General features: G+C 37.4%; 4 protein-coding genes. All 4 read right to left on the bottom strand.

The window, feature by feature from the left end; genetic code table 11:
- Positions 1-504: 504 nt before the first annotated feature.
- A complete protein-coding gene (locus PLH43_RS10355) occupies positions 505-1,053 on the bottom strand; it encodes a hypothetical protein (protein WP_324362797.1) in 549 nt (182 codons plus the stop codon).
- 32 nt (positions 1,054-1,085) lie between these two features.
- Entirely contained in the window at positions 1,086-1,637 is a 552-nt protein-coding gene (rfbC, locus tag PLH43_RS10350; protein ID WP_324362795.1) for a dTDP-4-dehydrorhamnose 3,5-epimerase, read from the bottom strand.
- Positions 1,638-1,746: 109 nt separating this feature from the next.
- On the bottom strand, positions 1,747-2,538 hold the full coding sequence (locus PLH43_RS10345; RefSeq protein WP_324362793.1) for a CpsB/CapC family capsule biosynthesis tyrosine phosphatase: 792 nt from the start codon (positions 2,536-2,538) through the stop codon (positions 1,747-1,749).
- A gap of 161 nt (positions 2,539-2,699) precedes the next feature.
- Positions 2,700-3,829, bottom strand: a 1,130-nt coding sequence (locus tag PLH43_RS10340; protein ID WP_324362791.1) for an S-layer homology domain-containing protein, incomplete at its 5' end; no start/stop codon positions are given.

Raw genomic sequence — 3,829 nt, 5'->3', positions numbered from 1 at the left:
TGCCCCCAACATTTCCATTTTACATAGCAGGCATTTAATTGTCAATAGAGCACCATTACAATTCTTCCACGCGTTCCAGTTTAGGTAGCTATTATCAAATAAATAGATACATTTGAGTCTCTTGCATCAATATACTTTAGGGAAGGCTACCTCAATTCCTATTTTATGTGTCCTCAAACCCATTTTATCATTTATCAACAAATATGGAGATCTATTAGGCACATAGCAATCCTAAGTTTAGGTCGATTTGTCATTGCACCTACCCCATCAATATATATTTCGGATATGAATTCGATTAAACTTATAATGAGAATTGAACTAAATAGATATTAGTTTTCCACATTATGCCACCACTTTCCAGTAATATTTTGTCAATATTTATATCACAACAATATCGAAGGATTTTCAAACTGCAATTTGCTTTGATTTCGCAAGCATTACCAGAATACCTCTTTCGACAATTAAGCATCTACATTTCGTAGATGCTTTTATATAAAATTACTATTAATCTTCATCAAGTATATATGAATATCTGTAGAATAATATTTTCGCCCTCTCATAATCTGCGGCTCCAAGAGTTTTATAGAGATAATTCTTTAGCTCTTCAGTTTCCTCATCGGTATATCCGCCACTTCCTAAGCTCTGTACATAGCCGATATCGACTTTCGGAAAAATTCTTCTAAAATCGGCAAGGTCTTCATCTAATATTTCATCCTTGTGTTCTTCTATCTTTTTGTCTATCCATTCTTGAGAACCTTTAACCAAAGCTTTTGATCCGGAAGACTGTGCCTTCCCCTTTCCCCCGTTTTCGGTCTTTTCGGAAGCATCGGGTAATTTATAATCAGTCGGAGTTGGTGTGATTTTTAGTGTCGCCGCTGCTGTTTGATCAGCTTTTTGGGTTGACAGAGGTTCTTGCGTCCCTGCTGGTGTATATGCCGTATTGCTTGGCTGATTGTTTGCTCTGCCGACATCCCTGTTTATCATTATAGGAACAACAAATCCTGCTCCTATTGTCAGCAGAATTACCAGTACGACAACAATCCCTTTTTTCATAATACTTCTTCTCCTTTAAAACTGTTGGAATGTCAATCCAATTCTGCGTTTTTAAATGCCGGCAGGTTTTTATCTTTTTCTGACAAAACTATGTCACCTTCGATTTCAGGCCAATTTATTTCCAAATCCAAATCATTATATATGATTCCCGAGTCATATTCCGGATAATATACATTGGTAGTTTTGCATAAAACTTCAGTATCGTCTTCTAAAGTCAAAAAAGCATGGCCGAACCTTTCCGGTATATAAAGCATCTTATTGTTTTGCGCTGAAAGCTCTATTCCATACCATTTCCCAAAAGTAGGACTGTCCTTTCTTAAATCTACAGCAACGTCATAGACCCTTCCTCTAATTACTCTTATGAGCCTACCTTGAGGAAATTTTCTCTGAAAATGTATACCCCTCAATACTCCTATTCTTGACTTTATATGATAGTCTCGAACAAACTCCATAGTAAGCCCAAGTTCTAAGAATGACTCTTTATTGTAGCTCTCTATAAAAACTCCTCTAGTGTCGGCAAAAACTTTCGGTTCTACAATTATAAGTCCTTCAATTGGAGTTTTAGTCACTGTAAAATTATTCATATATAATAACTCCTAACATAATATTTATGTAAAGCAGTCTATAATTTTATATTACAAGATTTTATACATTTTGTCAATTTAACCTGGAGTTTAGGACATTTTAACACAGCTAATCGCGAAGCCCTATATTTTTAAAAATATCAAAAAATGAAAAGCTTTTTTTTACAAAACTTGTTTGCTCCACATCTTTATCTTCAAAAACTCTTTGGGGGTTTATATAAAGCAGTTTTTTCATATTTTCGGCTCCGCAAATTTCAATAAGTGCTTCCCTGACTTCTAATATGGAATAAACCGGCCTTCTGTCTCCATGCGCATCTGTAGCTACAAGATGGGCCATTCCACTTGTTAAAAGCCTAATTGCTTCATCCCGGACTTCAGAGCCATGAGCACCCATAAAGCTTCCCGAATTTATCTGAAGCAACGCACCGTTTTCCACGGCCTTTTTGATTATGCCGCTCTTTCTGTATCGTATGCTGTAGCGTTCTGGATGCGCAATTATTGGAATATACCCTTTAAGCTGCATAGAAAATAAAAGCTCCGACATATACTTGGGAATGTTCTCAAAGGAAAACTCAATAAGCACATATCTGGAGTGATTTAACGTCAAAATCTCGCCCTCTTCCAGTCTTTCAACGGTGTCATTGGCTGCAAAAACCTCCATGCCAGGATATATTTCCAGCTTGATATTTTCCTTGTTCAATTCTTTCTGTAGCGTTGATATCTTCTCATTTATATTTTCGGGAGTCGGCTTTGAATCATAATCTCCAATAAAGTGCGGTGTAGCAATAACTTTGTCAATACCCCTTATTTGCAGCATTCTACACAATGATATGGCCTCTTCCAACGTCTTTGGTCCGTCATCTATCCCATCAAGAACATGACAATGAATATCCACAACCATCTCACTTCAGTCCTTTTCTATTATGCTGGTAGCAATTCCGTTTAATTACAAAATAATTATAACATCTACTTAAAACTTCCACAAGACAATTTCTAATTTTTATTATACATAAAAAGGCAGAGCGTTATGCTCCACCTTTTTAATTCATTAATTTTATTAGCTTACTCAGCAGCTTCAGCCTCATTGGCAGCATTTGCTGCTTCTTTTGCCTCTATTGCCTTCACAAGAACTGTAAATGCTTCAGCTCTAGTTACACTCTTCTTAGGCTTAAACGTATTATCCGGATAACCTACTACAAACTCTAATTCAACAGCCTTTGCGACAAACGGTTTTGACCAATCTCCAATATCTTTCGCATCTGTGAAGCTGAAATCTACCTTCTCTGAAGTTCCAAATTCATAAGCTTTCAGTATTAATACAACCATTTCTTCTCTAGACAGATTTCTTGATGCTCTAAATGTGTTATCTTCATATCCTGCGATTATACCTGCCTCAACTCCAGCCTGTATATAACCCGCAGCCCATGCAGGTATCTGATCTGCATCTTTAAACTTTAACGATATGTCTTTAGCCGGTTCAAGTCCTACTGACTTAACAACAATTACAGCCATTTCAGCTCTTGATATCTCAAGATCGGGCTTTACACTTCCATCAGGATAACCGCTTACGATATTTCTAGCTGCCAACTTTGCAATAAACTGCTCTGCCCAGTGACCTGCAACATCATTAAATGGAGCTGCCGGAACTTCACTAGGTGAAGGCACTACAACTTCAGAAGTAGAAGTAGGTGTCGGTGTTGCTGAAGGTGTTGGTGTGCCACCTGTTCCACCTGAACCACCAGATGTAGGTGTTGGTGATGCTGGCGGATATGGAAGTTCACCATCGTAAACTCTTCTTCCGTACAAAACACGTAACTCTTTCTTGAAGTTATAAATCTGAGCATTGTCATTAGCATTAACTATATTCTCAGCTACAGCAAGGAAGGACTCAAAATCTGTCACTCCCCTCTTTTCCAAAGACTTAATCAATTTTATCAATCCGTCAAGATGACGTTTCATAGTATTGTTATTTGGAACATTAAAGTCAATCTTGTAAGAATCTTGAGCTCCATCAAACACCATTGGACCAGTAAGTGGTGACAGGTAGTACAACATACCTACAACAAATTTCGTTCCTGTAACATCACTGGCATCACCAGTAACTTCGCGGTTGATATCGGCCGCCAAATCAGCGTAGTTTGCAGTATTAATTTTAATCTCTGACAAGTCAAATGTCAATATTATACCTTCAA

The sequence above is a fragment of the Acetivibrio sp. genome, from assembly GCF_035371925.1.
In the GTDB taxonomy this organism is placed as follows: domain Bacteria; phylum Bacillota; class Clostridia; order Acetivibrionales; family Acetivibrionaceae; genus Hungateiclostridium.
This window is presented reverse-complemented; position numbering and strand designations above follow the sequence as displayed.